Annotated in this window: 1 pseudogene; it reads left to right on the top strand. The window is 30.4% G+C overall.

What is annotated here, in order from left to right:
* A pseudogene (locus tag AB0C84_RS46350) lies at positions 1–1,046 on the top strand (ATPase); the annotation flags it as partial.

Raw genomic sequence — 1,046 nt, 5'->3', positions numbered from 1 at the left:
AAATATACAACTAACAAAACAACAAACCGTAAAGAATATAGTCGTTCAAGAACTAAAAAACAATATATTAATGACGAAAGTTTAAAAGTAAAAGACTTTCAAAGTCGTATTAGTGAGCTAGTAAGCGAAGATGTATTCAAACTCATCACAAACCCAGCAGCGTTTAATCAACTACATTGGAAAGAACAACGTACCATTTTGTTTGAAATTGCCGATGATATCGATACAGAAACAATTATCAAGACTAACAAAGACTTTGAAGCAATCCCTCAAATACTAGGCGATCATGATATAGAGACTAAACAAAAAATTCTAAAAGATAAAATTAGTCAAATCGAGAAAGACATCAAAGATATTCCTGTTCGTATCAATCAAACAGAAAGTAACAAGCAAGAGGTTCCGAAATATGATGAAGAGAGATACGAAGAAATTAAACAAGAGATTGAACGATTAGTCAAAGAAAGAGTAGATGTTCAAAATGGCAAAGCTGAAATTGATTTACGTAATCAATTAGCTGATAAACAAGCTGAGTTAAAGCGTCTTGAAGATAACCATGAAGCTAACAATGAAAACCGTATAACTTCTTTAAATAACGAATTCAATGTAGAAGAAGGAACGGTATCTAATCTAAAAACACAAATTAAAAATAATAAGCAGCAAATTGATTATGAAAATAATCGACGCAAAACGTTGTTAGATAAACATAAAGAAATTCAATCTCAAATTGGAGAAGTGAAAAAAAGACAATTCGAATATAAAGACGACGGTGTTTGTAGTTGTTGTGGCCAACCATTACCAGCTGATCAAGTTGAACAAGCAAAAGAAAAAGCATTAAAACAGTTTAATAAAAATAAATCTCAAGAGATTGAAGAGTTAAATAACTCCAAAGAAAGAGTTGTAAACGATGGTAAACAAATAAAGCCGACAATCGAAAAATTAGAGAGTCAAAATAATAGTTTACAAATCAAAGTCAATGAAGCTGAAGACAAGTCACAACGTATTCTTAATAAAATTAATCAACTTAAAGCAAATAGCGTAAATGTAAC

Source organism: Actinomadura sp. NPDC048955 (assembly GCF_040649435.1).
In the GTDB taxonomy this organism is placed as follows: domain Bacteria; phylum Actinomycetota; class Actinomycetes; order Streptosporangiales; family Streptosporangiaceae; genus Spirillospora; species Spirillospora luteofluorescens.
This window is presented reverse-complemented; position numbering and strand designations above follow the sequence as displayed.